The following is a 26,214-nucleotide window of genomic DNA, read 5'->3' on the forward strand; positions in this document are numbered from 1 at the left end:
CGAGCACCGGAGCGCTACTTGCAGATCACGAGCTTCTTCTTCGTTCGACGGCGCGATCGCTTCATTGGAACGGCAGGTGCGATCCCTTTCAGCCGGAGCAGTGATGCTCCCGTTTGTGCAAGCTTGAGATAACGACATGAACGCGCGGGCGGAGCTGGAGTGTTTTCCGAGGCTTCCCTGACGACCGGTAATTGGGTCGTCACTCGATGATCGGAGGTTGTATCCTCAGAGGCGTTCGCGAAGTAGCACGGTGATGGTCCCACCGAGCGGATCGATGAGGTCGGTCTGTGGGGGCCGAGGCGGCGCCGCTGCCGAACCTGATCGTGATCCTGAAAAGTATCGCGATGGCGATACAAAAAGCAGCTTTGCCCCGCGTTCTTCATTCAGATGCGCGAGCGCATCGGAGGACGGCATTCGCTTTGAAGGCACGTCGTCAGGGCGACGGTCGAGTCGGCGATCAGGTCGGTTCGTACATCGGCCCCTGATTCGATCAGCTTGCGTCCCTGTATATAGTCCTTGGTGGCGTTGACGCAGTCGAGCGCGACGACCCGGCCGTTGCGAAGGTAAATCACCGAGAAGGAGCGAGCGTCGATCGCTCCGCGCAAGACGGCGAGATCGTGTCCCGCGGCGAGCCCCACCGTCTGTAGCCGCAGATCATATTGGTTCGACCAGAACCACGGCACCGCGTAATAAGGGTGCGCGACCCCGGCGATCGAGCGCGCGACCGTGCCCGCCATATCGTTGGCGTTCTGCACCGACTCCAAGCGGATCCGCGCACCGTCGGCGAAGGCGTTGGCGTGCGTGGCGCAATCACCGATGGCGTAGACGTCGGGCAGGCTGGTCCGGCACACGGCGTCGACCTCCACGCCGTCGCTGCCGCGCGCGCCGGCGGCGAGGAGCGGTGCCACCGCCGGTACGATGCCGACCCCGACGATCACCAGGTCCGCGGGCACCAGCTCGCCCGAGGCGAGGCGCACGCCGCACGCGGTGCCGTCCCGACCCTCGATGCCGTGCACCGCGGTGCCGAGCCGCAGCGTCACCCCCCGCGCTCGATGCTCGGCCTCGAGGAAGCGCGCCAGCATCGTCCCCGACATGCGCGCGAGGACGTGCTGCTGCGCCTCGATCAGCGTCACCGCCTTGCCGGCGCCGACCAGCACCGCCGCCGCCTCCAGGCCGATGTAGCCGCCCCCGATCACGACGACCTGGCGCGCCGTAGGAAGCTCGCTCGCCAGCCGATCGGCGTCGGCGCGCGAGCGCATCGAATGCACCCCCGCGAGCGCGGCACCCGGGCAATCGAGCCGGCGCGCCGCCCCGCCGGTCGCCCAGACGAGACGGCGGTAGCCAATGCTGGTGCCGTCCGCCGCGGTGACGCGCCGCGCCGCGGGGTCCACCGCGTCGATCCGGCAGCCGGGACGGAGATCGACCGCCTTCTCCTGCCAGAAGGCGGCCGGCCGGATCAGCAGGCGCTCGAAGCTCTTCTCGCCGGCGAGGTACGCCTTGGTCAGCGGCGGTCGCTCATAGGGCAGCTCGGCCTCGTCCCCGATCAGCGCGACCGTGCCCTGGTAGCGGAGCTGGCGCAGCGCGATCGCGGTCTGGGCGCCGGCCTGGCCCGCGCCCACGATCACGACATCATAGTCGCTCACCGTCGCCCCGCTCACCGCCGCGCGCTCACGATCCGGGGGCGATCGTCACGCGCAGGCCGTCGAGCCGCCCGTCGAAGGCGATCTGGCAGCCCAGCCGCGACGTCGGCGCGACCTGGTCGAGCCCGTCGAGCAGCTCGCGCTCGGCCTCGCTGGGCGGCGGCAGGGCGAGCGCCTGCGCCGGATCGACGATGACGTGACAGGTCCCGCAGGAGAGCGAGCCACCGCACGCCGCCAGCAGCTCGTCGATACCATTGTCGCGGATCACCTCCATCACCGACAGGCCGGCGTCGGCGGGGAGTGGGCGGGTTGCGCCGTCGCGGGTGGTCACGATCAGAGAGGCCATAAGTAGTTCCAGCTGGGAGTGAGGGAGTGACCGGCCGCCGCGCTCGGCGGCCGGACGGCAGGCGATCAGTAATGGAAGCGGAAGTCGATCCCGACCCGGCGCGGGGTCAGCACGCCGCGCGCGTAATAGCGCTCCACCACGTCGGTGCGGACCTGGTTGAACGACGAGATGTCGTTGCTGATCGCGGTCACCGCATATTTGTTGGTGAGATTGTCGGCGAAGAGGCCGACCTCGAACTGCTTGCTGACATAGTTGAGCGAGGCGCTGTGGGTGACATAGCCCGGGATCGCCTCGCCGTTGCCGCGCAGCCCGACGCGCGAGTAGATGTCGCCGCGATAGACCGTCGCCCAGATCGCCTCGATCCTGCGGTCCTGGTCGAGCGGGTGGCTGTAGATGACCTGCGCGCTGCCCGAGTTCTTGGCCGAGCCCGGCAGGCGGTCCCCCTCGAAGGCGTCGTAGCGGACCCCCTGGCTGACCACGAGCCCGGTGACGTCCTGGGTGAGGTGCGCGTCGACGTAGGAATAGGTGCCGATCACGGTCAGCTCGGGGAGAGGGCGCAATGTGGCCTGCACGTCGAAGCCGCGCGAGACCGCGTCGGCGCCGTTCACCGTGATGCCGATCGCGCCGTTGACGGTCTGGCTCGGCACCTGGACCCCGCTCCAGTTGATCTCATAGCCATCGACGGTGAGCTGGAGGCGCCGGTCGAAGAGGCTGGCGCGAAGGCCGATCTCCTTGTTGCGGGTGCGGTCGGGCCCGTAGACCAGTTCGTTCGGCAGCGCGCAGAGGTTCTGCCCGGCGGGCAGCGGCTGGAGGCACGGGACGACGCGATTGACCCCGCCGACGCGATAGCCGGTCGAATAGGTGAAATAGGCGAGCAGCCCCTCGCCGAACTTGTAGGACGTGTTGGCCTTCCACACGAGGCCGTCCTTGGAGGTGTCGCCGGTGCGGATCCGGCTCGGGTCGATCGTGAACGAGGGATAGGGCATGCGGGCCAGTCCGCCGCTCAGCAGCGGCAGGTCGGATCCGCCGCTGACCTCGGCGTCATATTTGAAATAGCGCAGCCCCCCGGTCACCTGCCATGCCTCGGTGAGGTGAAGCGTGCCCTCGCCGTATGCCGCCTTCTCCACCGTCTTGCTGTTGACCTGCGAGATATATTCCAGGTTGTCCGGTCGCGGGATGTCGAAATATTCGGCGAAACCGGGGGTGTACTCCTGCCGATTGCTGTCGAATTTCAGTCGGTTGTAGAAGCCGCCGATGACCCAGTTGAACGGGCCACCATGTGTCGAGACGAGCCGGACCTCCTGGTTGAACTGCTTATAATGCTGCTCGTTGTCCGCGTAGGATGAGAACTGCGGAAAAGCCTCGTAGCCATAGTCGAGATCGAGCAGCAGGTCGGTGTTGTCGTCCACCGAGGTGATGTGCTGCTTGGTGTAGGCCGTGGTGCTGACCAGCTGCGCGACCCCGCCGATCTTGATGTCGAACTCTGCCGCGAACAGGTCGGCGTCGCGCTCGACCGGCTCGAGGTAGCGCCATGGTCCCTCGTAGCGGCCGGTGCCGAGCACGCCCGCGCCATTCGCCTGACGCCCGCCGGTCCTGGTGTTCTGGTGCGCGTAGGTCAGATATGCCTTAAGGTCGGGATTATACTCCAGCAGCAATTGGTTGCGCGTGGTGAAGGTGTGCTCATAGTTCACATCCTCCTTGCGCTTGAAGTTGGCGCCGTAATTGCCCGTGTCGAGCGAGCCGGTCGAGGTCTCGGTGGCGCGGCCGGGCTGCGGGTCGGAGACGCCGGGCTGTTGCAGCAGATAGTTGTAATCGATGAAGCCGGCATTGGCGTAATAGCCGGTCGCGGTGCGGAAGGCGACGTGATCGCGCACGATCGGCACGTTGAGCGCGATGTCGCCGACCGCGCCGAAATCATCCGAATAGGACTGCGCGTAACCGCGGCCATGGACGTCGAGGCTGAAGCGATCGGTCTCGGGCCGGTTGGGCAGATAGCGCACCGCGCCGGCGAGCGTGCCGAGCCCGTAGAGCGTGCCCTGCGGGCCTTGGAGCACCTCGACACGGTTGATGTCGATCAGCTTGAAGTCGAGGTAGAGCGGCACCTCGCCGAGGTAGACTCCTACCGCATTGCCGCTGTCGGCGCCGCCGACGCTGGTGTCCCCCGAGGAGATGCCGCGCAGGATGATCGCGCCGGTCGAGCCCGGGCCGGTGTCCGCGACGGTGACGCCGGGCGTGAACGAGGCGAGCGAGCGGATGTCGTCGAGCCGCTGCGACGCGATCGTCTCGGCCGAGACCGCGCTGATGTTGATCGGCGCATCCTGCAACGTCGTGCGCCGCCGGCTGCCGGTGACGACGATCTCATTGCCGTCGACCGATGCCGCGGCGGTGTCGCCGGGTTCGGTGGCCGCCGGGGCGACGCCGGTCGCGGCCTCCTGCGCCAGCGCCGGTCCCCCGGCGACGCCCATCAGCGCGGTCGCGCACAGCAACCCTGCGCGGGAGAAACGTCCTGCCATCAAAGCCCCCAATCGATACGTTGAACGAGCCGCCCCTCCGCGACTGCCGGCCGGCGTCGGCGCCTCGCGCGGGCCCGATCGCTGCGGTGCGAGATTGTTGGCAGCGGCGGCAAATCGATATGGGGTGTTTGACGTAAGCGCTCCCGCCGACGCTCGCGCGTACGTCAAACGGCGCATGTCGGACGCGTCGGGCCGCGGGCTATGCCGATCATATGGTCCGATCCGTCTCCCTCGCGCTGACCGGCTGCGCCGTCCTCTCGGCCGGACTGTCGGCGCCGCCGGCGGCAGCGGAGCGCGCGGCCAGCGCGCGGCTGGTCCATTGCGGCGAGGCGACCTGCCTGCGACTCTCGGGCCGGCGCGACGGTGCGGCGACGGAGCTCCGCGTGGACGGACGCGTCCTGCCCGTCGTCGGGGAGCGCTCCTGGCAGGCGACGGTGCCGCTCGCCGTGGCGCGGGGCTGGCGGCTCACCCGCGGCTATGCCGTGCCGGTCGTGCTGGTCGATCGTGCGAGCGGGGCGGAGCGCACGCTGGCGGTGCCGTTGCCGCCCGGCGCGCTCGGCGCGCGCGTGCAACTGGCGTCGCTGATCGTCAGCGCGCGCTGACCCCGCGCGGGACGCTACCTTCTCCGCCCCTCGCTTGTGCCCGCGCGGGTGCGATCCTACATGAATGCGACCCAATCGCCGGAGAGCGATGGGCAGCGATGCAGGAGATGAGGATGAAGATCGGTCTGGCCGCATGTGCCGCATTCCTGATGGCCACGTCCGCGCTCGCCGCGCCCGGCGCGGACCCGCTCTCGGCCGAGAGCAGCGTGCTCAACCTGCGCGGCATCGATCTCACCAGCGTCGAGGGGCAGCAGCGTCTCGCCATCCGCATGGACCGGGTCGCCGACACCGTCTGCGGGCAGGGGATGAGCAGCGTCCATCTCGCGCTCGCCGCGCAGGCGCGGGAGTGCCGCGCCGACGTGCTCAGCGACATGCGCAGCCGCGTCGCCGCGGCTGCGAGCGCGGCGCGCGAGTCGGGCGGCGCGACGCAGCTAGCGATGCGCTGACCCGCGGCGCGGGGCGGTCGTTCCACGATCGCTCCCGCGGCCGCGTCGAACGTGCTCCGGCGAACGCCGGAGCCCAAGCGACCGATGCCGGCACGGCGGCGCCGCACCCCCGTGTCCGCAGAGGCGCGACGCTCAAGCGCGTCACTCCCCCATGCGGAGGGGCTTCTTCCACCAAGACAGCGTGTGCGCGTCGTGCGCGCTGGTCCACAACCCGGCGCGCGTGTAGCGTAGCGCGCCGCTGCCCGCCGCCGCGCCGACGCGCGCGGTGATCGCGAGCGAGGCGGGATCGATGACGACGAAGGTCTGCCCGGCGGTGGTGCGCAGCCAGACCTTGCCGCCGCCCGCGTCGATGTCGCCATAGGCGAGCGTCGCGTCGACCTTGACCCGCCCCGTCACGTCGCCGCTCGCCGGATCGACGCGCGCGACCGTGCCGTCGCCCTGCTCCTGCACCCACACCGCGCCCTCGCCCGCGACCAGGAAGCCGGGCTCGCGCCCCAGGGCGGTGCGGTGGACGACGGTGTTGCTGGCGGGATCGATCTTCTGCAGGCTCTGCCCCGCGGCGCTGACCGCCCACAGCGCGCCCATGCCGAAGGACAGGTAGAAGGTGCCGGGATCGACCGCGATCGACGCGGTCACGCGATCGGTGGCGGGATCGATCCGTGCGACCGCCCCCGCGGCGTCGCTCGCCAACCAGATCGAGCCCGCGCCCGCGACGACGTTGAGCTCGCCCTTGGGGTTGGCGATCCCCGTGGGGATGGTCGCGGTGATCCGGGCGGTGCGCAGGTCGATCCGATGGAGGTTGAGCGCGGTGCAGTCCGCCACCCAGAGCGACCCGTAGGCGACCGTCATCGCGCCGCACGGCCGCGCCATCGCCACCTCGGCGAGCTTGCCGCGACGTGACCAGCGCTCGACGCGGCCTTTGTTGGTGGCCCACACCGAATCGCCGTCGACCGCGAGGAAGTCCGCGAAGCCGGGGACCTGGATCACCTGCTCGCGCGGCGTCGTCGTCCGGGCCGGCGCCGCGCCCGCCAGCAGCGTGAACAATCCCATCGTCGCCGCGTGCGCCGCCGCTCGCGAGGTCAAGCGGCGGCCTCCGCGCCGTCGCGCTCGCGCCGGTCGTCGGTTGCCTGGTAGCGCGCGATCAGCGGGCGCGCGGGGAAGAGGAACTGCTCGCCGATCGAGAGTCGCCGACGCTCGCCCTGACCGACGACCTCGGCCTCGCCCTCGCCGAAGGTGCCGAAGATCCGATCCAGCAGGATCAGCGAGTTGCCGTAATTGCACCGCGTCTCCGCATAGCCGGTCGAGTGGTGCAGGCTGTGATGGCGGATCGTTGTAAAGACGAAGGCGTACCAGCGCGGCGGGTCGAACCGCGTGTTGGCATGCGCGAAGGTGGAGACCACCGCCAGCACGTTGAGCGCGCAGAACATCGCCGGCTGCGGCAGATCGAACAGCGCCAGCACGCTGAGGCTGATCAGGAACAGCTCGATCGGGTTGCCGACCGCGCCCTTCATCGCATTGAGCTGGGTGAGGTGGTGGTGCGGCGCATGGGTCGACCAGAAGAACGCCTGGTTGTGCATCAGGCGGTGCATCCAATATTGCCCGAACTCGACCAGGAACACCGCCAGCGCCACCTGCGCCACGAACGGCAGATGCATTGCCCAGAGCGTCGTGATCCCGAGCCCGTGCTTCAGCGCGGTCAGCGGCTCGTCGGCGAGCGTCTTCGACGCCCAGGCGATCACCGTGTAGCTCAGCGTCACGTAGAAGACGTCGGTGAGGAACTCGCGCCAGGTGAGTCGCCAGCTGGCGTGTCGTTCGTTCACCCATTCCAGCGCCTGGATCGCCGCTGTGGTCGAGAGCGTCGCGATCACGATCGACCAGGCGCTGCCCGTCCACGCCGCCGGCGCGAGTGCCCAGAACAGCAGCACGGCCGCGACCATCACCGGCTGCACGTAGCTCATCATCGCCTGCTTCATCGTCACCTGCCCGAGCGCATCAGCGTCATGCCTGGTAGGCTAGAACAAGCGCCGCGCGGATCGCAGGTGGGCGAATGACGTAGCCGTCGCGTCAGTCGACCGGGATGCCCTGCCGGCGGAGGAAGGCGCGCGCCGGTTCCAGCGCCTCGGCGTGGCGGCGCCAGCGCCCGACCGCATCGCGGTACAACGGTCGGCGCACCTGCGCGGCGCTGGGTGTGGCCACTGGCGCGGCGTTCGCCTGAAAGTCGAGGCAGGCGTCGGACCAGCTCAGCCCGCAATGGTCCAGCAGCCGGCGCGTCTGTCCCGCCTGATCGTCGACCAGCGCCTCATAGCCGAGCTCGAGCACGCGCCCCGGCAGTGCGGCGCGCCAGATCGCCATCAGCCGGTCGAAGCGATGGTAGTAAGCGGCGGTGTCGAGCAGGTCGTAGCTATAGTCGTAGTAGCGCGAGCCGATCGCGAACAGGTTGCGGAAGTTGGCGAGCACGGTGTCGAGCGGGTCGCGGCGCAGGCACACGATCGCCGCTCCCGGCAGCGCCCGCGCGATCGGACCGAGGTAGAGGAAGTTGCCGGGAAATTTGTCGACGAACCGGGGTCGGCGGCCCGGCACGTGCGGCGCGGAGCGGGCGAGATAGTCGCGACCGATCGCGCCGGCGTCGGCGTGCGACGCGGCGCGGATCGTATCGGGGTCGAGCACCCGCCGGCCGCGCGTGCCGGCGGCGGCCTTGATCGCGAGCGGCAGTGCCTGCAGCTCCCCGGCGCTCTCCACGTCGGGGTGCGAGGACAGGATGCGGTCGACCAAAGTGGTGCCGGTGCGCGGCATGCCGACGACGAACATCGGCGCCACGCCCGGCGGGTCGGATGTCGCTCGCGCAGCGAAAGCCGCCCAGCACGCCTCGATCGCATCGAAGACCGCTTCATCGTCGGCGAAGCGATAGGGCAAGGTGGCGCGGTGCTCGGCGTTGGCCTGCGCCAGCATCGCGAAGGCGGCGTGCGGGTCGGCGAGGTCGTCCAGCTCCTTGGCCAGCGCGTAGCCGAGCAGCAGCCGGTCGCGCGGCGCGGTGGCGGCGGCGTGCGCGGCGGTGAGGCGGTCGATGTGGTGGCGCTCGGGGGTCTGCCGCCGCAGTCCGGCGAGCAGGTGATGGGCGCGCGCATCCCCCGGCGCGCGCGCGATCAGTGCCTCCAGTGCGTCCTCGGCCTCCGCCTGCCGCCCGACGAAGCTCAGCGCGGCGGCGAGATTGTAGCGGAAGGCGGCGTTCGCCGGCTCGAGCCGGACCGCCGCGGCGAAGTGCGGCAGCGAGGCGGCATGATCGCCGAGCCGCGCGTAGACGCAGCCCATCGTGTCACGCCCCAGCGCGTCGCGCGGCGGCGCGGCCTCGGCCGCCGCCAGCGCGCGCGCGGCGTCACCGTCTCGCCGCACCAGCGTGTATAGCCGCGCGAGCTGGGCCTGGTATTCGCCGCGCCCCCCGCGCGCGACCGCCTGCTCGATCAGCGCGATACCGCCGCTCACCTTGCCCAGCATCGCGGTCGCCAGGCCGGCGAGGAAGAAGGGCTCGGCCACCGCGGGAGCGGCGTGGCGCCAACGGTCGGCCGCGGCGAGCGCCGCCGTGATCTCGCCGCGCGCGAGGGCGCCGCGGATCGCGCTGGCCGTAGCGTCGGGCGGGCGGGCCATCGTCGACCTACCGTGTCAGCGTGGTGACTGCGATCGCGGTGGCCGACGCGCGATTCTCCACCCCCATCTTCTCGAAGATCTGCTCGAGATGCTTGTTCACGGTGCGCGGGCTGATCTGTAGGATCTCGCTGACCTCGCGGTTCGGCTTGCCGCGGCTGATCCACAGCAGCACCTCGGCCTCGCGCGAGGTCAGGCCGTGCTGCGCGGCGAGGATCGTCTTCTCCTCGCCCTCGTGCCGCTCCGAGAGTCGGAACACCCATTGTGCCGCCGGCGTGCAGCGCAGCAGCCCGGCCTCCAGCGTGCGCTCGCCGACGGACACGGTGACGCGCGCGCCCGGCGCGGGCGCGCTCGCTTGGAGCTGGCGCAGCGCGGCGGCGAAGGGCGCGGGCAGGGTGCCCGACGCCGCCGACCAGCCGGGGAACAGCCGCTCGAGCATCGCGCCCGCCACGGGGGTCAGCCACTGCGGCTCGCCCGCGCGATCGACCGCAAGCGCCGGCCGCCCGCTGGTGTCGAGCGCGAGCTGGCTGCCGTGCGCCACCCGCGCGGTGGCGAGATGGACGCGGATGCGCGCGAGCAGCTCGTCGAGCTCGATCGGCTTGCTGACGAAGTCGATCCCGCCGGCGTCGAGCGCGCGCACGACATGCTCGGTCTCGGTCAGGCCGGTCATGAAGATGATGGGGAGGTGCTGGAAGGCGGGGTTGGCCTTGATCTGCCGCGTCGTCTCGAATCCGTCGAGCTGCGGCATCACCGCGTCCATCAGGATCAGGTCGGGGGTGACGCGCTTCAGCAGATCGAGCGCGGCGCGCCCGTCGATCGCGATCAGCACCGTCATGCCCGCGTCCTCGAGCGTGCTGGTCAGGAAGCGCAGCGCCTCGGGCGTGTCGTCCACCACCAGGACGACAGGTCGCGGGGCGTCGGCGGGGTCAGCGCGTCGCATCGTCGATCGTGCCGAGCAGCGCGCGCAGGTCGAAGTCGCCGAGCTGCCGTCGCAGCACCGCAGCGAGCGCGTCGGCGGCGGGGATCGCGCCGGCGAAATCGTCGATCGCGCGCTCGACGCCGCGCACATGGCCGACCTCGGCGAGTTCGCGCACGCGCGCGAGCAGCGGCGCTGCCTCGGGCGGGAGGCCGTTCTCGGGCGCGGGGGCGTCCGGCGGAGCGATCGGCGCGGTCGGCGCGGCCTCCTCCCAGCGCAGGCGGAGCTGCGCGCCGATCACGGCGACGAGCGTGTCCAGCTCGACCGGCTTGGTGACGAAGGCGTCGTGGCTGCTGCGCCCGTCGCCGCCGACGCGGAAGGCGTGCGCGTCGGCCGAGACCATCACGATGCGCAGCACCGCGCCGTGCGCCGAGCGCAGCCGCTCGGCGACCTGCCAGCCGTTGAGCCCCGGCATCTGGATGTCGAGCAGGACGATGTCGGGTGTGACGTCGGCGGCGAGCGCGATGCCCTCGGCACCGTCCGCGGCGACGTGGACCACGAAGTCGAGCCCCCCGAGCAGCGCACGCAGGATATGACGCTGCGACGGGTCGTCGTCGATCACCAGCACGGTGCGACGTGGTCCCTCGTAGCCGATGATCCGCCCGCGCGCGCCGCGGCTCCGCGCCGGCGTGGCGAGCGAGGGCAGCATGGCACGGAAGCGGAACGCGCTGCCGACCCCCGGCGTGCTGGTCACCGCCACGTCGCCCCCGAGCACGCGGGCGAGCACGCGCGTGATGGCGAGGCCGAGCCCGATGCCGGGTTGGCGCTGCGCCGCCGCGAGGCTGCCGCGGTCGAACGGCTCGAAAATGCGATCCAGGTCCTCGGGCGCGATGCCGATGCCGGTGTCGATCACCTCGATGTCGGCGACCTCGCTGCGGTAGCGGACCGCGAGCGTGACGTGACCCGCGGGCGTGTATTTGATCGCGTTGGAAACGAGGTTGATGAGGATCTGGCGCAGCCTCTTCTCGTCAGCCTTGACCTGATCGGGCAGCCGGTCGCGCACCTCGAGCGTCAGCGTCAGTCCCTTGGCGCTCGCCTGCATGCGGAACATGTCGACGACGTGCTGGAGCAAAGCGCGCAGATCGACGAGGTCCTGCCGGATCGTCAGCACGCCGCTCTCGATCCGCGAGATCTCGAGCAGGCCCTCGACCAGGTTGGTGACATGCTCGGCCGAGCGGCGGATGATCGAACCCGCCTCCGCGCCCGAGAGATTATGGTCGCGCTCGAGCAACTGGGCATAGCCGTAGATGACGTTGAGCGGGGAGCGGATCTCGTGGCTGACCGCGACGAGGTAGCGCGTCTTGGCCTCGTTGGCCGCCTCGGCCGACTCCCGCGCGCGGCGCAGCTCGGCCAGCGCGCGCGCGTGCGCGGCGGGCTCGGCGCCGAGCGGCGCGCCGTCGATGGGGTCGGCCGCGGCGGTCACGCCCCGGCCGGGCGGGAGAGGCCATCGATGTACGCGCGCCAGCCGCCCAGCGCGGTGATGTCGCGCGCGCCCTCTATCGCGCGCGGCTCGGCGACGAAGCCTTTCACGACCGACCCGTCCGCCAGCGTCACCGAGCCGATCGCGAGCGGCGCGGGCACCTCCACCACGAAGCTGCCGAAGGCGGCGACGTCGAGCTCGTACACCTCGACCGCGATCGCGGCGCCGCCGGCGGCATGGATCAGCGCCGGCTTGGGCGGGGTGCTGTTCGCGATCGCGTACAGGCGGTAGCTGGGCGCGGTGGTGGTGGCCGCGACCAGCCGCGCGTCGCGCGAGGTGAGTTGCCAGTGCAGCGGCATGCCCTCGAGATGGGCGCCGACGACGGCGAGCTTCACGGTGTCCATGCGATCCTCGATGTGGAGTGGAGGGGGAGGGGGCAGCGCGGCGTCGTCGAGATAGGCCTGCCCGGCGTCGAGCAGGGCCGCGTCGCTCCACGCGGGCGCGATCAGCGTGACGCCGAAGCCGGTGTCGTTGTCGCGCCAGCCCGCCGGCACGGCCAGCGCGGCCATGTCGAGCAGGTTCACGAAATTGGTGTAGAGCCCGAGGTTGCTGTTGAGCGCGATCGGCGCGGCGCGCATCTCGGCGATGCGGTAGATCGTCGGCGCGGTCGGCAGCGCGAGCAGGTCGACACGCCGCCACATCTCCTCCGCGGCGCGCTGCAGCTCGGCGAGGCGGTACTGGCCGCGGAACACGTCCACGCCGCTGGTGTCGCGCCCATCTTCCAGGATCGCCCGGACGGTCGGGTCGAACGCCTCGGGGCGCTCGTCGAGCAGCGGTCGCGCCGCGGCGACCCGCTCCGCCACCCACGGGCCGCCGTAGAGCAGCATCGCCGCCTCGCGCAGCGGCGTCACGTCGAGCTCGACCAGCTCGGCGCCCCGCGCGGCGAGCGTCGCCAGCGCGCGCTCGTACAAGCGCTCCGACGCGGCGTCGCCGAGGAATAGTCGCTGGTCGGGCCGCGGCACGCCGATGCGGCGCGGCGCGAGCGCGCGCTCGCCACCGCGGCGCGAATAGGGGTCGGCCGGGTCGAACCCGGCGACCACCGCGTCGACGATCCGTGCGTCTTCGACCGTGTGGGTGAGCACAGTGATACAGTCGAGCGTGCGGCAGGCGGGCACCAGCCCCGCCGTGCTCCACCGCCCCTTGGTCGGCTTGAGACCGATCAACCCGTTGAAGGCGGCGGGAACGCGGCCCGACCCGGCGGTGTCGGTGCCAAGCGCGAAGGCGACCAGCCCCGCCGCGACCGCCACCGCCGAGCCCGAGCTCGACCCGCCGCTGACATAGGCGCGGTTGAACACGCAGGCGGGCGCGCCATAGGGGCTGCGCGTGCCATTGAGCCCGGTGGCGAACTGGTCGAGGTTGGTCTTGCCCAGCGGCACCGCGCCCGCGGCGATCAGGCGCTCGACCACCTCGGCCGATACCGCGGGCGTATAGGCGAATTCGGGGCAGGCCGCGGTGGTCGGCGCCCCGGCGAGATCGATGTTGTCCTTGATCGCGAAGGGCACGCCCGCGAGCGGCAGAGTCTCGCCCGCCGCCACGCGCGCGTCGACCGCGGCGGCGGCGCGCAGCACCGCCTCCTCGTCGAGCCGCGTGATCCAGACCGCGGGCTGCACCTCGGCATAGGCGACGATCCGCGCCAGCGCCTCGTGCGCGACCGCGACCGCGCTGGTCTCGCGCGCGTTGACCGCCGCGGCGAGCGGGGCGACGTGGAAAGGCGGCGCGCTCATGCCACCTCCACCGCCAGCATCGCGCGGCCGGGCGAGAGCGCCTGTTTCTCCTGCACGTAGATGCCGCGCACGACCCCGCTGACCGGGCTGATCACCGCCGATTCCATCTTCATTGCCTCGATGATCGCGATCGTGTCGCCCGCGCTCACGCGCGCGCCGTCGGCGACGAGCAGCTTCCACAGGCTGCCGCCGAACGGCGCCTCTACCATCTCGCAGCCGTCGGGCAGCACGATCTCGGCGTCGCTCGCGGCGGAGCCCGCCTCCTCGGTCAGCGCGGCGACGCGGTCGAACTCGCCGTCGCGCTCCCAGGCAGCGCGCTCCGCGTCGAAGGCGGTCTGGCGCCGCGCCTGAAAGGCGTCGATCGTGTCGGCGTTCTCGGCGAGGAAGGCGCGATAGTCGGCGAGGCGGAACACCTCCTCCTCGATCCGGATCGCGCGCCGGCCGAGCGGGAAGTCGCGCCGCCACTCGGTCAGCTCGTCGTGGCTGACCGGGAAGAAGCGGACGCGGTCGAAGAAGCGCAGCAGCCAGGGCTTGCCGTCGCGGAAGGCGTCGGTCTGCCGCCACGCGTTCCACACCTGGATGGTGCGGCCGAACAGCTGGTAGCCGCCCGGCCCCTCCATGCCGTAGATGCACATGTACGCGCCGCCGATGCCGACCACGTTGGGCGGGGTCCAGGTCCGCGCCGGATTGTATTTGGTGGTGACGAGGCGGTGGCGCGGATCGATCGGGGTCGCCACCGGCGCGCCGAGATAGACGTCGCCCAGCCCCATGACGAGATAGTCGGCGTCGAAGACGATCCGCTTGACCTCGTCGATACTGTTCAGCCCGTTGACGCGGCGAATGAACTCGATGTTGTCGGGGCACCAGGGCGCGTCGTCGCGCACCGATTCCATGTATTTGTCGATTGTCTGGTAGATCGCCGGGTCCTGCCACGACAGCGGCAGGTGGACCACGCGCGAGGGGATCTCGAAATCGTCGAGCCCGCCCAGCCGCTCCTCGGCGGCGACCAGCGCGTCGAGCAGCGCCGCCTGCGACAGCTGCCGGCTGTCATAGTGGAGCTGGAGCGAGCGGATCCCCGGCGTCACGTCGATGATGCCCGGCAGGCCGACACGCTCGACCTCGAGCATCAGCGCGTGGACGCGCAGGCGCAGCTCGAGGTCGAGCGTGATCGGGCCGTATTCGACCAGCATGTTGCGGTCGCCCTGCTGGCGATAGGTCACCGCCGGACGCACGCCCTCCGCCGCGATCCGGTGCAGCACCGGCGAGCCGAGCGCGTCTTCGCGCGGCACCGGCTCCTTTGCCGCGCCGGCAAGCGTGGCGACCAGAGCGTCCTGCGCGCGCTCGGCGGCGGCGGCGCTTGCCTCGTCGATCGGCGCGAAGCGGACGCTGTCGCCGGGGGCGAGCTGGCCGACCTTCCACAGGTCCGCCTGCGCGACGACGAACGGGCAGACGAACCCGCCGAGCGACGGTCCGTCCGGGCCGAGGATGATCGGCATGTCGCCAGTGAAGTCCACCGCGCCGATCGCATAGGCGTTGTCGTGGATGTTCGACGGGTGGAGCCCGGCCTCGCCGCCGTCGGTGCGCGCCCATTCGGGCTTGGGGCCGAGCAGGCGGACGCCGGTGCGGTTGGAGTTGTAATGCACCTTCCACGCCGTCTCGCGCAGCATCGCGATGTCGCCGGCGGTGAAGAAGTCGGGCGCGCCGTGCGGGCCGTAGAGCACGCGCAGCGTCCAGTCGCGCGTGATCGCGGGGCGGTCGGCGGGGGCGAGCGCGCCCGCGTCGGGCAGCTGGGCCGGGATGCGCGACAGGTGGAGTGTGTCGCCCGTCGTCACTGCGCGTCCGGCGTGGCCGCCGAACTCGCCCAAGGTGAAGGCGCTGCGACTACCGAGATACAGCGGCACGTCTAGCCCGCCCGCGACCAGGATATAGCCGCGCATCCCCGCACCGGTGACCCGGCCGATCTTCAGCGTCTGGCCCGCGGCGACGTCGACGGGCACGTAGCAGCCGAGCGGCACGTCATCGAGCGCCGCCCCGAAGTCGGCGCCGGTCAGGCAGATGCGCGCCGGCGCGTTGAACAACAGCGTCGGCCCGGCCGCGGTCATCTCCAGCCCGGCGGCGTCCTCGGCGTTGCCGACCAGCCGGTTGCCGAGCCGGAGGGCGAGCGGGTCCATCGGCCCTGAGGGAGGCACCCCGACGTGCCACAGGTGGAGCCGGCCGGGATAGTCCTGCACCGTGGTCGAGGCGCCCCCCGCCAGCACGCGGATCGTGCGCGGCGCGTAGGCGATGTCGGCGAGCGCGCGCGTCGACACCGCGCCGCTGGTGAAGACATCGGAGCGCACCACCGTGCGCAGCCAGTCGAGGTTGGTCTCGATCCCCGCGATGCTGGTGCGGTCGAGCGCGTCCCGGATCGCCGCGACCGCGGCGACGCGCGTCGGCGCGGTGACGATCAGCTTGGCAAGCATCGGGTCGTACCAGGCGGACACCTCGGTCCCCGCCGCGACCCAGGTGTCGACGCGTGGCCCCTCCGGGAAGGTGACGCCGACGAGCCGGCCCGAGCTCGGGCGATAATCCTGCGCGGGATCCTCGGCGTAGAGGCGGACCTGGATCGAGGCGCCCCGCGGCGCCGCGACGAAGCCATCGAGGAAGCCGAAGTCGCCCGCCGCGCCGCGCACCATCCACTCGACCAAGTCGACCCCGGTGACCTGCTCGGTGACGCCGTGCTCGACCTGGAGCCGGGTATTGACCTCGAGGAAGAAGAAGTCGTCGCGCTCGGCGTCGTAGAGGAACTCGACCGTGCCGGCCGAGCGGTACGACGCGGCGGCGGTGAGGCGCACCGCGGCGTCGATCAGCGCCTGCCGCGTCGCGGGCGGGAGCAATGGGGCGGGGGTCTCCTCCACCACCTTCTGGTTGCGGCGCTGGAGCGAGCAGTCGCGCTCGCCGAGCGCGACGACATGGCCCGCGCCGTCGCCGAACACCTGCACCTCGATGTGGCGCGCGCGCGCGACATAGCGTTCGAGGAAGACGCCGCCGTCGCCGAAATTGCCCGCGCCGAGCCGCGCCACGGTGGCGAAGCCGTCGCGCACGTCGGCGGCGTCGGCGCACACCTTCATGCCGATCCCGCCACCGCCCGCGGTCGCCTTGAGGATCACCGGGTAACCGATCCGCTCCGCCGCGGCGAGCGCGGCGGCCTCGTCGCGCAGCAGGTCTGTGCCGGGGGCGAGCGGGACGCCCTGCGCGGCGGCGAGGGCGCGCGCGGTGTGCTTGAGCCCGAAGGCGCGGATATTGTCGGAGGTCGGGCCGATGAAGACGATCCCGCGCGCGGCGCACGCCTCGGCGAAGGCGGTGTTCTCCGAGAGGAAGCCGTAGCCGGGATGGATCGCCTCGGCGCCGGTCGCCTCCGCCGCGGCGAGGATCGCCGCCACGTCGAGGTAGCTCTCGGCCGCGGGGGCGGGGCCGATGCGGACCGCCTCGTCGGCCTGCGCGACATGCGCCGAGCCGGCGTCGGCGTCGCTGAACACCGCGACCGAGCCGACACCCATCTGCTTGAGCGTGCGGATGATGCGGCAGGCGATCGCGCCGCGGTTGGCGATCAGGACCTTGGCGAACATCAGCCGATCACCTGCATGCGCACCGGCGTGGGATTGAAGCCGTTGCAGGGATTGTTGATCTGCGGGCAGTTGGAGACGACGACGATCACGTCCATCTCGGCGCGCAGCTCCACCGTGAGCCCCGGCGCGGAGATGCCGTCGACGATCCCCAGCGTCCCGTCGGCCTCGACCGGCACGTTCATGAAGAAGTTGATGTTCGACACCATGTCGCGCTTGCCGCGGCCGGCGCGAGTGTTGGCGTCGAGGAAATTGTCGACGCAGCTGTGCTGGGCCTTGGTGTGGTGGCCGTAGCGCAGCAAGTTCGACTCGCACGAGCAGGCGCCGCCGATCGTGTCGTGATAGGCGACGCTGGTGGCGGTGATCGTCATCATCGCGCGCCCCTCGTTGGACAGCAGCACCGCGCCCTCGCGCAGGAAGATGTTGCGCTGCGCGGCGATCGTGTCCTGCGCGCTGTAGCGCTCGGCGTCGTCGTCCGCGGCGTACATCAGGAAGTCGACCGCCTGGTTGCCCTCGAGATCGATGATGCGCAGCGTCTCGCCGGCGTCGACGCGGTGCATCCACGGCGCGCGCGCGGGCACCACCTCGTCGTGGCGGAGCGTGCCGGGGCGGGGAAGGTCAAGGCTCATGTCGCTCCCTTCAGCGCGCGTAGAGGTCGTCGGTGTTGAGAAAGGCGCGCTCGCCCTCGGGCGTGGCGAGGCGCATCGGATCGTCCGCGGCAGCGGGCGCGCCGCGCCACGCGGTCGCGCGCAGCGGCGTGACGGTATAGTCGGCGCGCGGGTCGAGCACGTGCGGGCAGTTGGCGAGCACGACGATCAGCTCCATCTCGGCGCGCAGCAGCAGCGTCCGCCCGGGCGCGAAGGGGCCTACCTGCGGCTCGGTGGTGCCGTCTTCCGCGACGCGGACGCCCTTGAACCAGGTGACGCAGGGGTGGACGTCCTTGCGCCCCAGCCCATGCTTGGCAACCGCGAGCATGAAGCGGTCGCGCGCGCTGGGGTGCGGGCCGTAGTTGGCGCCGTCGCCATAACGCCGCGCGTTCGACGCCGCGGTGGAGGCGCCGCAGAAGGCGTCGTGCGTGCCCGCCCCGTCCTCCAGGATCGTCATCATCACCCGCCCCAGGTCGGAGAGCAGCAGGCGGCCGGCGCCGAGATAGCCGTTCCACTGTACCTTGAGCGTGTCGGCGACGTTGAGCCGCTCGGTCGGCATGTCCGCGTTGAACAGCAGCATCGCGGCGCAGGCGTCGCCCGCGACGTCGACCAGCCGCAGCCTTGTGCCGCGCGCCAGCCGCCGCGCCGCATAGCCGCCCGGGGCGATCGTCTCCTCCCACACCACGCCCTCGGGTGCGTCGGCGGCGGCGGCGGGGAGCGTGGGCATCGCCTCGACGCGGGTGCCCGCCATGGCGCGGGCGTGGTCACGGGCGCCGGCGGGATCGGCGGTGCTGGTCGTCATGCGAGGTCTCTCTGCGGAAGGTCGGTGCCGCCGAGCGCCTCGACCAGCGCCGGCGGCGGCAGGGTCTTGCGGTCGAGCGACAGGTCGTAGGTGACGGTGGCGCCGTAGCGGTGCGGCGCGTGCGGGTCGTGGCGGCGCTTGTCGAAGGCGAGCACGCGCGTGCCGAGCTTGAACGCCTCGCCGATGTCGTGCGTGACCATCAGGATGGTCAGCCCATGCTCCTGCCACAGCCGCGTGATCAGCGCGTGCATGTCGAGCCGGATGCCGGGATCGAGCGCGCCGAACGGCTCGTCGAGCAGCAGCACGCGCGGGTGCTTCACCAGCGCCTGCGCGATCGCCAGCCGCTGCTGCATGCCGCCCGACATCTGCGCGGGATAGACGTGCAGGCTGTGCTCGAGCCCGACCGCGGCGAGCATCGCGGCGGCAGTGTCGCGCGCTTCTCGGCGACGTGCCCCGAACAGCCGCGCGATCAGCGGCGCGCCGGCGCACTCGATCCCGAACAGCACGTTCTGCAGCGCGGTGAGGTGCGGGAACACCGAATAGCGCTGGAACACCACACCGCGGTCTGGCCCGCACTCGGCGCGCATCGGGGTGCCACCGAGCAGCACCTTCCCGCGCGTCGGCGCCTCCTGGCCGAGGATCAGACGGAGGAACGTGCTCTTGCCCGCGCCGGAGGGACCGACCACCGCGACGAAGCCGCCCTCGGCGAGCTGGAGCGAGACGCGCTCGAGCACGATCTTGTCGCCGTACTCGACCCAGACGTCGCGGAGCTCGACCAGCGCGCTCACCGGCCACCCCCGTGCGCCCAGGGGAAGGCACGGCGGCTCGCGAGCAGCAGCAAAGCGTCGGCGGCGATCGCGAGCAGCGAGATCCAGGCGACATAGGGGAGGATGATGTCCATCGCGAAGTAGCGGCGAACCAGGAAGATGCGGTAGCCGAGCCCGACGTCGGCGGCGACCGCCTCGGCCGCGATCAGGAACACCCAGGCCGGCCCCAGCGACAGCCGCAGCGCCTCGATCAGCCGCGGCATCAGCTGCGGCAGCGCCACGCGCAGCGCGAGCTGCCAGCTGTTGGCGCCGAGCGTCTGCGCCTTGGCGATCTGCTCGGCCGGCAGCCCGGTGACGAAGCCGGTGAGGTCGCGCGTCATGAAGGGGGCGACGCCGATCGCGATCAGCGCGATCTTGGACGCCTCGTCCAGCCCCAGCACGATGAACAGGATCGGCAGCACCGCCACCGGCGGGATCACCGCGACGATCGCGATCACCGGGCCGAGCAGCGCGCGCGCGAGCGGCACGACGCCGAGCAGCAGCCCCAGCACCAATGCGCTGCCGGTGGCGATGGCGAGCCCGAGGCCGAGCCGGTACAAGCTCGCCAGCGTGTCGGCGACGATGACGATGCGGTCGCTAGCGGGGTCGCGGTCGGTGCTGAAGCCGTGGATCGCCTGCGCCATCGCGGAGAAGGTGGGCAGCAGCTTGTCCGCGGGGTTGGCGGCGTGGCGCGCCTGCGAGGCGACCAGATAGACAAGCAGCAGCGCCACGATCGGCACCGCCCCGAGCAGCAGGCGCGCGCCGCGGCGCGGGCGCAGGTCGACCAGACGGGTCACGCGCGGCCCGCCTCGGACGCGACGGTCTGCCGCCCACCAGCCGATCTGTCACTAAGGTCGCGTCCTACGCTCATCTCGTTCCCGGTGTGGCGCGCGCGTGACGCGCGGGCATGGTTCCTCGACCGCCGCGACCTTCTGGCCCGGCGTCCGTCGCTCGATCGTCTGCCTGCGCGGCTACAGCTTCCCGTCCGCCGCCATCTTCATGTAGCTGGGATCGAACCGCAGCTTCACGTTCTTCGGATCACCCAGAGACTTGCCGCCGGCGAAGCTGATGCCGATCGCGTCCACGGACTTCGCGCTCGGCCCGAACAGCCCGTGCGCGAAGCTGAACTGACGCACGCGGTCGGTCACGGTCACGAGGTCAGGGTTGGCGGCATAGGCCGCGGCGTCCTGCGCGCGCGCGTAGAGGTGCGTGGTCTTGAGCTGGTCGTCGAAGCTCTGCGGCGTGGTGCCCGCCGCCTTGGCCATCGCGGCGCGCGCGGCGCGGCCCGCCGCGTCGTCGCGCGTCATGATCGCCATCGTCTCGTACCAGATGCCGGCCAGCGCCTTGCCCAGGTTCGGGTTGGCGCGCAGCGTGTCGGTGCTGACGTTGAGCGTGTCGAGGATCTCGTTGGGTATCTTCGAGCTGTCGAACACCTCGGTGGCGCCCTTGGTGGCGCGGATCGTGGCGAGCTGCGGGTTCCAAGTGGCGACGGCGTCGACGCTGGGCGAGGCGAAGGCGCCGACGATGTCGGCGTCGCCGGTGTTCACCGTCTTCACGTCGGAGAGCGTCATCCCGCTCTGCTCCAGCCCGCGCGCGAGCAGGAAGTGCGAGACCGACAGCTCGACCAGCTTGACCGAGCGGCCCTTGATGTCCGCCAACGACCGTGCGTTCTTGAGCACGACGCCGTCGTTGCCGTCGGAATAGTCACCGATCAGCAGCACCGTGGTGTCGCGGCCGCCGGCGGCCGGGATGGTCAGCGCGTCCATCGTGGTCGAGACCACGCCGTCGAGCTTGCCCGCGGCATATTGGTTCACCGACTCGACGTAGTCGTTGACCTGCACCAGGCGGATGTTGATGCCGTATTTGTCGGCCCATTTCTTCACGATGCCGGCCTGCTGCGCGTAGGGCCAGGGCATCCAGCCGGTGTAGATCGACCAGCCGATGGTGAAATCCTTCTTGGCCGCCGCTGCCGCATCGCCGCCCGATCCTGCGGGCCCGCTGCCGCAGGCGGTCAGCGCGAGGGAGAGCGCGACCGCCGCTGCGCCGCTGAACCATCGTCGTGCTGCCATCCGCGAACCCCCGTCATCGCTCGCCGCCGTCGCCCGTCCGTCGATCCCGTGAGAACGAAGGAGCGGCGGCGATCCCGCGGCGGCATCGTCAGGTGCACGTTGCCGGCCGGCTGCTCATCGATGAAGATCGAAAATGGTGATGAAAGCCATCAATCCCATCTATGACCTGTGTTGCGCGCGGCGGCGCCGCAGCACCTCGTCGAGGAACAGCTGGGTCGGCGTGTCGCGCGTCCCCTCCGCGCGGGCGAGCAGGAAGATGTCGTAGAAGGGCTCCATGTCCGGGTGGAGCAGCGGCCAGAGCTGGCGCTGCTCGACCGCCTGCCGCGCCGCCATCACCGGTAGGAAGCCGATGCCGACCCCCAACGTGATCAGGCGCTTGGCCTCGTTGATGTCCTCGGCGCGGCCGGTCGCGCGCGCGCCGAGCCGGTAGCGCCGGCGCAGTCGCGTGACCGTGTCGAGCTCATCCTCGCCGGTGAGCACGAAGCCCTCGTCCTTGAGCTCGCCGAGCCGCTCGACGCGGTGGCCGAACAGCGGATGGCTGCGCGCGCAATAGAGCTGCTGCCGTTCCACGAAGAGCGGCTCATAGAGCAGGCCGCCGCGCACGTTGCTGTCATAGCCGACGCCGATCTCGGCCTCGCCCTGCTCCAGCGCGTCGAGCACCGCGCGCCACGGTGAGACGCGCAGCTCGATATGGATGTGGGGGTTGCGGCGGTGGAAGCTGGCGATCGACTCGTCGAACTCGGGCGAGGTGACCGCCGAGATCAGCTGGATCCGCACCGCGCCCTCGACCCGCCGCGTCGCCTGCGCGACCTGGTGCGGCACCATGCGCGCGGTCTCGAGCATCTCCTCGCACAGGCCGAGCAGCGCGGTGCCCGCCGCGGTGGTCTTGATGCCCGTCGGCGAACGCTCCAGCAGCTGGACGCCGACCTGCTCCTCCAGACGCTTCAGCGCGGCGCTGATGCTGGGCTGCTGCTTGTGCAACTTGCGCGCCGCGGCACCGATGCCGCCGGCACGGACGATCTCGACGAAGGTGCGCAGCAGGTTCCAATCGACACGGCTGGCGAAATGCTTGTCCAGCACCGCTCCACGATCCACCAACAGCTTGCTCCCGTTCGTCCGCGCGGCTTTATCTTACGAGCGAGCGATCGAGGCGCAACGCGGTCGCGGTGAGCAAGGCCCGAGGTAGCGGGTACCGCGCCCGGAGCGCGCGAGCGGCTGATCCACCCGAGCCGAACCGTGCTCCCGCGGGAGCTCAGGGCGGCAGGCGAGGACGTCGATCGCTTCCGGTTCCGCGTTCGCGACACCTGCGACCAACCGTATGAAGAGCCATGTACCCCGGGTCGAGCCCCTGGATGACGCGTCGGTCTGGTAGCGGTCTCGCCTTCGTCGGAGCAGGCGGCCAGTCCAGCCGCGGTGGCGCAGACCTTAGAGCGTGGACAGCCGTGCCGTGAACAGTCGCCTGACGAGGCGCGCCTGTCCGATCCGGCCGACCAGGTAGAGCACCGAGAAGATGCCCGCGAAGACATAGGCCGCCGTCGGCCGGGGTTTGTCGTCGTCGTCCTTGCTCTTCGGATCCTTCTTCTTCGGTTTCTCGGGCGCGGGCGCACCGAGGAAGGTGTCGATCGGGCTCATCGGCAGCGCCGCCTTCGCTTCTTCCCGCTTCTCCTTGGCCGCGATCTCGGCGGGGGTGGGCTTGTTATACTCGCCGACGATCACGGTGAGCCGCGCGACGACGAGGAACATCAGCGGTGCGAGGAAGCAGAACAACAGCGCACGGCTGGTCAGATGGTAACGCAGCACAGGCGCCTCGGCGCCGCGCTCGACCCGCAGCTCGCCGCCGTCGAACACCGCCATGCGGTCCTGCGCGGCCTGGTCGCGCTTGCGGAAGCGGAGCCGGCTGCCGTCGCGCTGTCGCGTCGTGCCTGTCTCGCGGAACAGCGGGTCGAGGCGGGCGAAGACCTCGTCGCTCGTCTGCCCGGGGGCGAGCGCCAGGCTTCCCTTCACGTGCCAGATCCATTGTACGAGGCGGTGGTTCATCGCCATTTCTCCGATCGCGGGCGCGGTGTCGGCGTCATTCCGCCGGCATCACCGAACGCCGCCCGAGCCGCTCCTTCAGCGTCCGCCAGCCGTCCGCGAAGGGATAGACCATGGTCTCGCGGATCGACATCGGTCGGCCACCCTCCATGCCGAGCAGCTCGGCCTCGCCGTCGACGCAGGTGCCGAACATTCGGTCGATGACCACCCAGGTGCTGGCATAGTTGCTGCGGCTCGCCTCGAAGTCGCGCGAGTGGTGGACGCTGTGGTGTTCCGTGGTGTTGAAGAGGAAACGCCACCAGCGCGGCGAGTTGAAGCGCACGTTGATATGCTGGTACGTGCCCACCGCCAGACCCAGGCTGCCGGCGAGCAGCGCGGCGCGCGGCAGGAAGTCGAACAGGCCGCCGATCCCCAGACCGATGAGGAAGAGCTCGACCGGGTTGCCGACAGCGCCCTTGTTGACGTTGAGCTGGGTGATATAGTGATGCGGCGCGTGCGTTACCCACAAAGGGTACCAATTGTGCATGCCGCGATGCATCCAATATTGGCCGAAGTCGAACACGAACGAGATAATGAACGCCTGCAGCAGCAGCGGCAGGCCGATGAACCAGGCGAGCTTCTGCCAGTCGAACGAGGTCTGCACCGCCTCGATCACCGCGTCGCTGCCGATGAAGCCCTCGATCAGGCGCAGCACTGTATAGCCCAGGCTCACGTAGAAGAGGTCGACCGTCAGCTCCTTCCACGTCAGCCGCCAGCTCTCGTGCCGCGGCGCGAGCCATTCGAGTCCGAGCAGCAGGATCTTGAAGCCGATGCCGATGCCGACCGCGGTGGAGGCCTTGGCGATCGAGTTGGGCGCGTAATACCAGAAGGCGATCAGCGCGAAGAGCATCGTCGGCTGGAACCAGGTGAAGAAGAAGAGGCGCAGCGGCCCGCCCTGGACCTTGGGAATGTTCTCCCACCCCACCGTCACGGGCGACTGCGCGCCGATCACCCTTTTGCCGACTCGAACCCCGTCCATCTCGTCCTCGCGCCGTCAACCTCCGGCAATAGTGACGAAAAAGCGGGGCCGACGTGATACGTCATCGGACGTATAAGCGGTGAGCGGCCACTATCGACACCGGCTCAGCGAGGCTGTGCGCCTGGGAATAGTGAGGCCGGTGATGACCTGCGGCCAGACACCTCGCGCGTCGGGACTCTTTTGCATAGTGTAGGGCACCCGGTAGGGCGATCGCGTGCGGAGCGATCACCGCGGAAGGAGAGCGTTGATGACGCGATGGATAGCCGCGGCGGCGTTCCCCGCCTGCTCATGGCCCGCGGCCCCATCTGAGCGGACGAATGCGCCGGCGTCGGTCGACAGGCGGCGCAGCCTCGCCTCGGCCGGGCTCGATCTGACCGTCACGGGCGAGCTCGACGGCTTCGCGCTCGCGGTGCCGCCGGCGGGGATCGTCGCGCTGGTGCGTCGACCGTGAGCGGCGCATCGCTGACAGCGACGCCGGGCATCACGTCCGGCGCGGCGGCGACGTCGACAGACGCGACCGCGCCGGGCAAGAGCCACTATGTCGTGCTCGACGGGCTGCGCGGCGTCGCGGCGCTGATGGTGGTCATGTTCCACACGTTCGAGGCCTATGCCGACGGTGACCCGACGCGGCAGATCATCAACCACGGCTACCTCGCGGTCGACTTCTTCTTCCTGCTGTCGGGCTTCGTCATCGCCTACGCCTATGACGATCGCTGGGCGCGAATGGGGCGGCGAGAGTTCTACCTGCGCCGGCTGATCCGGCTCCAGCCGATGGTGGTGCTGGGCAGCCTGTTGGGCGCGGCGCTCTTCTATCTCCAGGCGGGCGCGCTGTTCCCCCGGATCGCGGCGACGCCGGTGTGGCAGATGCTGCTGGTGATGCTGCTCGGCTGCACGCTGCTGCCGCTGCCCAAGCAACTCGACATCCGCGGCTGGGACGAGATCCACCCGCTCAACGGCCCGGCCTGGTCGCTGTTCTACGAGTATCTCGCCAACCTCGCCTATGCGCTGGTGCTGCACCGGCTGTCGTCGCGTGCGTTGACCGTGCTCGCGGCGCTCGCGGCGGCGCTGCTGCTGGAGGTCGCACTGCTCGGGCCACGCCGTGACCTGATCGGCGGCTGGTCGCTCGACGCCGCGGGCGTGCATGTCGGCCTCGCGCGGCTGTGCTACCCGTTCCTCGCCGGCATGCTGCTGATGCGCTCGGGCTGGCGACTGCCCCACCGTCACGCCTTCGCGATCAGCGCCGTGCTGCTGATCGTCGCGCTCGCCCTGCCGCGCATGGGAGAGACGCCGCATCACTGGACGAACGGCCTGTACGATGCCGGCTGCGTGCTGCTGCTGTTCCCGCTCGTGGTCGCGATCGGCGCCGGGAACAAGGCCGCGACGGGACGGAGCGTGCGCGTCGCGCGCTTCTTCGGCGATCTGTCGTTCCCGCTCTACATCACGCATTATCCGCTGATCTACGTCTACACCGCCTGGGTGGTCGACCGGAAGGTGCCCGCGCGGCTCGGCGCCCCGGTCGGTGCCGCGCTCGTGGTCGCGACGGTGGCGATCGCCTATGCCAGCCTGAAGCTCTACGACGAGCCGGTGCGGCGCTGGCTCAGCCGCCGATTGCTCGGACCGCGGTAGCGGAGGTGGTCGCGACCGCGCGCCGCGCGCTGATGACGGAGGTGGAGCGATGACCGGACCCGCGCGCGCCGAGCGCCCAGAGCGCTTCATCTCGCTCGACATGTTCCGCGGCGTGACCATCTTCCTGATGATCGTGGTCAACACCGCGGGCGCGGGTACGCCCTACACGCAGCTGGAGCACGCGCCCTGGATCGGCTTCACGCTCGCTGACCTGATCTATCCCTCCTTCCTGTTCGCGGTC

The 26,214-nt window shown here is 70.7% G+C and carries 22 protein-coding genes and 1 pseudogene; 5 read left to right on the top strand and 18 right to left on the bottom strand.

The features are described 5' to 3' along the window. Positions 1–383 precede the first annotated feature (383 nt). The 3 genes from KZ820_RS19430 to KZ820_RS19440 all read right to left on the bottom strand — a co-directional run bounded on the left by KZ820_RS19430 (position 384) and on the right by KZ820_RS19440 (position 4,499). A complete protein-coding gene (locus tag KZ820_RS19430) occupies positions 384–1,643 on the bottom strand; it encodes an NAD(P)/FAD-dependent oxidoreductase (RefSeq protein ID WP_219750507.1) in 1,260 nt (419 codons plus the stop codon). A gap of 25 nt (positions 1,644–1,668) precedes the next feature. Continuing rightward, positions 1,669–1,986, bottom strand: a complete 318-nt coding sequence (locus tag KZ820_RS19435) for a 2Fe-2S iron-sulfur cluster-binding protein (protein ID WP_219750508.1) — start codon at positions 1,984–1,986, stop codon at positions 1,669–1,671. A 65-nt stretch (positions 1,987–2,051) separates the two neighbouring features. Next, on the bottom strand, positions 2,052–4,499 hold the full coding sequence (locus tag KZ820_RS19440; protein ID WP_219750509.1) for a TonB-dependent receptor: 2,448 nt from the start codon (positions 4,497–4,499) through the stop codon (positions 2,052–2,054). Between the two features lie 212 nt (positions 4,500–4,711). On the opposite strand from KZ820_RS19440, the gene KZ820_RS19445 reads away from it, so the two are divergent. Both KZ820_RS19445 and KZ820_RS19450 read left to right on the top strand, forming a co-directional pair. Continuing rightward, positions 4,712–5,101 carry a hypothetical protein gene (locus tag KZ820_RS19445; protein ID WP_219750510.1) on the top strand — a complete coding sequence of 130 codons (390 nt, stop codon included), beginning with the start codon at positions 4,712–4,714 and terminating at the stop codon, positions 5,099–5,101. 113 nt (positions 5,102–5,214) lie between these two features. Then, on the top strand, positions 5,215–5,547 hold the full coding sequence (locus tag KZ820_RS19450) for a UrcA family protein (RefSeq protein ID WP_219750511.1): 333 nt from the start codon (positions 5,215–5,217) through the stop codon (positions 5,545–5,547). 141 nt (positions 5,548–5,688) lie between these two features. On the opposite strand, the gene KZ820_RS19455 is transcribed toward KZ820_RS19450, so the two are convergent. From KZ820_RS19455 to KZ820_RS19525, 15 genes are all read right to left on the bottom strand, one after another. Beyond that, positions 5,689–6,597, bottom strand: a complete 909-nt coding sequence (locus KZ820_RS19455) for a Vgb family protein (protein WP_219750533.1) — start codon at positions 6,595–6,597, stop codon at positions 5,689–5,691. 29 nt (positions 6,598–6,626) lie between these two features. Beyond that, positions 6,627–7,520 (bottom strand): sterol desaturase family protein, encoded by an 894-nt coding sequence (locus tag KZ820_RS19460; RefSeq protein ID WP_219750512.1) that lies wholly within the window; start codon positions 7,518–7,520, stop codon positions 6,627–6,629. Between the two features lie 91 nt (positions 7,521–7,611). After that, positions 7,612–9,189: a tetratricopeptide repeat-containing sulfotransferase family protein gene (locus KZ820_RS19465; RefSeq protein WP_219750513.1), complete on the bottom strand. Its 1,578-nt coding sequence runs from the start codon at positions 9,187–9,189 to the stop codon at positions 7,612–7,614. A 7-nt stretch (positions 9,190–9,196) separates the two neighbouring features. Beyond that, positions 9,197–10,126: a response regulator transcription factor gene (locus tag KZ820_RS19470; RefSeq protein WP_219750514.1), complete on the bottom strand. Its 930-nt coding sequence runs from the start codon at positions 10,124–10,126 to the stop codon at positions 9,197–9,199. Continuing rightward, entirely contained in the window at positions 10,113–11,585 is a 1,473-nt protein-coding gene (locus KZ820_RS19475) for an ATP-binding response regulator (RefSeq protein WP_308462289.1), read from the bottom strand. Before KZ820_RS19475 ends, KZ820_RS19470 begins: the two co-directional genes overlap by 14 nt. Continuing rightward, positions 11,582–13,366: an allophanate hydrolase gene (gene atzF / locus KZ820_RS19480; protein WP_219750515.1), complete on the bottom strand. Its 1,785-nt coding sequence runs from the start codon at positions 13,364–13,366 to the stop codon at positions 11,582–11,584. Before atzF ends, KZ820_RS19475 begins: the two co-directional genes overlap by 4 nt. Next, complete coding sequence (gene uca, locus KZ820_RS19485; RefSeq protein ID WP_258048365.1) at positions 13,363–16,974, bottom strand: urea carboxylase; 3,612 nt, start codon at positions 16,972–16,974, stop codon at positions 13,363–13,365. The genes atzF and uca overlap by 4 nt, the downstream gene beginning before the upstream one ends. Next, positions 16,974–17,600, bottom strand: coding sequence for an urea amidolyase associated protein UAAP2 (locus KZ820_RS19490; protein ID WP_219750516.1), 627 nt, complete (start codon positions 17,598–17,600; stop codon positions 16,974–16,976). Before KZ820_RS19490 ends, uca begins: the two co-directional genes overlap by 1 nt. A 10-nt stretch (positions 17,601–17,610) precedes the next feature. Continuing rightward, on the bottom strand, positions 17,611–18,420 hold the full coding sequence (locus tag KZ820_RS19495) for an urea amidolyase associated protein UAAP1 (RefSeq protein WP_219750517.1): 810 nt from the start codon (positions 18,418–18,420) through the stop codon (positions 17,611–17,613). Continuing rightward, positions 18,417–19,208, bottom strand: coding sequence for an ABC transporter ATP-binding protein (locus KZ820_RS19500; RefSeq protein WP_219750518.1), 792 nt, complete (start codon positions 19,206–19,208; stop codon positions 18,417–18,419). Before KZ820_RS19500 ends, KZ820_RS19495 begins: the two co-directional genes overlap by 4 nt. Then, entirely contained in the window at positions 19,205–20,023 is an 819-nt protein-coding gene (locus KZ820_RS19505) for an ABC transporter permease (protein WP_219750519.1), read from the bottom strand. The genes KZ820_RS19500 and KZ820_RS19505 overlap by 4 nt, the downstream gene beginning before the upstream one ends. 174 nt (positions 20,024–20,197) lie before the next feature. Beyond that, positions 20,198–21,295 carry a putative urea ABC transporter substrate-binding protein gene (locus KZ820_RS19510; protein WP_219750520.1) on the bottom strand — a complete coding sequence of 366 codons (1,098 nt, stop codon included), beginning with the start codon at positions 21,293–21,295 and terminating at the stop codon, positions 20,198–20,200. A 159-nt stretch (positions 21,296–21,454) separates the two neighbouring features. After that, complete coding sequence (locus tag KZ820_RS19515; RefSeq protein WP_183924893.1) at positions 21,455–22,393, bottom strand: LysR family transcriptional regulator; 939 nt, start codon at positions 22,391–22,393, stop codon at positions 21,455–21,457. 327 nt (positions 22,394–22,720) lie between these two features. Further along, positions 22,721–23,332 (bottom strand): hypothetical protein, encoded by a 612-nt coding sequence (locus KZ820_RS19520; protein ID WP_219750521.1) that lies wholly within the window; start codon positions 23,330–23,332, stop codon positions 22,721–22,723. A gap of 34 nt (positions 23,333–23,366) precedes the next feature. Then, positions 23,367–24,347: a sterol desaturase family protein gene (locus KZ820_RS19525; RefSeq protein WP_219750522.1), complete on the bottom strand. Its 981-nt coding sequence runs from the start codon at positions 24,345–24,347 to the stop codon at positions 23,367–23,369. Positions 24,348–24,594: 247 nt separating this feature from the next. Between KZ820_RS19525 and KZ820_RS19530 the strand changes: the two genes are divergently transcribed. From KZ820_RS19530 to KZ820_RS19540, 3 genes and pseudogenes are all read left to right on the top strand, one after another. Further along, positions 24,595–24,798 (top strand): hypothetical protein, encoded by a 204-nt coding sequence (locus KZ820_RS19530; RefSeq protein WP_219750523.1) that lies wholly within the window; start codon positions 24,595–24,597, stop codon positions 24,796–24,798. Then, positions 24,795–25,973 (top strand): acyltransferase family protein, encoded by a 1,179-nt coding sequence (locus KZ820_RS19535; RefSeq protein WP_219750524.1) that lies wholly within the window; start codon positions 24,795–24,797, stop codon positions 25,971–25,973. Before KZ820_RS19530 ends, KZ820_RS19535 begins: the two co-directional genes overlap by 4 nt. A 49-nt stretch (positions 25,974–26,022) precedes the next feature. Next, a pseudogene (locus KZ820_RS19540) lies at positions 26,023–26,214 on the top strand (DUF5009 domain-containing protein); the annotation flags it as partial.

The sequence above is a fragment of the Sphingomonas citri genome (assembly GCF_019429485.1).
GTDB lineage: Bacteria > Pseudomonadota > Alphaproteobacteria > Sphingomonadales > Sphingomonadaceae > Sphingomonas > Sphingomonas citri.

What these genes read in the sequence shown, in the direction of transcription:
- KZ820_RS19455 (WP_219750533.1), bottom strand. Translation starts at nt 6,597, where the DNA reads ATGGGATTGTTCACGCTGCTGGCGGGCGCGGCGCCGGCCCGGACGACG.
- KZ820_RS19490 (WP_219750516.1), bottom strand. Translation starts at nt 17,600, where the DNA reads ATGAGCCTTGACCTTCCCCGCCCCGGCACGCTCCGCCACGACGAGGTG.
- KZ820_RS19450 (WP_219750511.1), top strand. Translation starts at nt 5,215, where the DNA reads ATGAAGATCGGTCTGGCCGCATGTGCCGCATTCCTGATGGCCACGTCC.
- KZ820_RS19460 (WP_219750512.1), bottom strand. Translation starts at nt 7,520, where the DNA reads ATGAAGCAGGCGATGATGAGCTACGTGCAGCCGGTGATGGTCGCGGCC.
- atzF (WP_219750515.1), bottom strand. Translation starts at nt 13,366, where the DNA reads ATGAGCGCGCCGCCTTTCCACGTCGCCCCGCTCGCCGCGGCGGTCAAC.
- KZ820_RS19440 (WP_219750509.1), bottom strand. Translation starts at nt 4,499, where the DNA reads ATGGCAGGACGTTTCTCCCGCGCAGGGTTGCTGTGCGCGACCGCGCTG.
- KZ820_RS19520 (WP_219750521.1), bottom strand. Translation starts at nt 23,332, where the DNA reads ATGAACCACCGCCTCGTACAATGGATCTGGCACGTGAAGGGAAGCCTG.
- uca (WP_258048365.1), bottom strand. Translation starts at nt 16,974, where the DNA reads ATGTTCGCCAAGGTCCTGATCGCCAACCGCGGCGCGATCGCCTGCCGC.
- KZ820_RS19470 (WP_219750514.1), bottom strand. Translation starts at nt 10,126, where the DNA reads ATGCGACGCGCTGACCCCGCCGACGCCCCGCGACCTGTCGTCCTGGTG.
- KZ820_RS19510 (WP_219750520.1), bottom strand. Translation starts at nt 21,295, where the DNA reads ATGGCAGCACGACGATGGTTCAGCGGCGCAGCGGCGGTCGCGCTCTCC.
- KZ820_RS19530 (WP_219750523.1), top strand. Translation starts at nt 24,595, where the DNA reads ATGACGCGATGGATAGCCGCGGCGGCGTTCCCCGCCTGCTCATGGCCC.
- KZ820_RS19445 (WP_219750510.1), top strand. Translation starts at nt 4,712, where the DNA reads ATGGTCCGATCCGTCTCCCTCGCGCTGACCGGCTGCGCCGTCCTCTCG.
- KZ820_RS19465 (WP_219750513.1), bottom strand. Translation starts at nt 9,189, where the DNA reads ATGGCCCGCCCGCCCGACGCTACGGCCAGCGCGATCCGCGGCGCCCTC.
- KZ820_RS19525 (WP_219750522.1), bottom strand. Translation starts at nt 24,347, where the DNA reads ATGGACGGGGTTCGAGTCGGCAAAAGGGTGATCGGCGCGCAGTCGCCC.
- KZ820_RS19435 (WP_219750508.1), bottom strand. Translation starts at nt 1,986, where the DNA reads ATGGCCTCTCTGATCGTGACCACCCGCGACGGCGCAACCCGCCCACTC.
- KZ820_RS19495 (WP_219750517.1), bottom strand. Translation starts at nt 18,420, where the DNA reads ATGACGACCAGCACCGCCGATCCCGCCGGCGCCCGTGACCACGCCCGC.